Raw genomic sequence first — 274 nt, forward strand, 5'->3', positions numbered from 1 at the left:
GGTGGAGTCGCTGACGCCGGAGCGGCTGTCGGCGGTGCTGCGTCCGAAGGTGGATGCGGCCTGGAACCTGCACGAGGCGACCAGGGATCTGGATCTGGACGCGTTCGTGGTGTTCTCGTCCGTGGCCGGCACGATCGGCAGCCCCGGTCAGGCCAACTACGCGGCGGGCAATGCTTTCCTGGACGCGCTGGCGCATCACCGCAGGGCGGCGGGTCTTCCGGCGGTGTCGTTGGCGTGGGGCCCCTGGTCCCAGGACGGCGGCATGACCCGGACC

1 protein-coding gene is annotated in these 274 nt (G+C 71.2%); it reads left to right on the forward strand.

The window, feature by feature from the left end; all coding sequences use genetic code 11:
- Positions 1 to 274, forward strand: a 274-nt coding sequence (locus ADL29_RS12835) for a KR domain-containing protein (RefSeq protein ID WP_157878481.1), incomplete at both ends; no start/stop codon positions are given.

Origin of the sequence: Streptomyces chattanoogensis (assembly GCF_001294335.1) — a bacterium.
GTDB lineage: Bacteria > Actinomycetota > Actinomycetes > Streptomycetales > Streptomycetaceae > Streptomyces > Streptomyces chattanoogensis.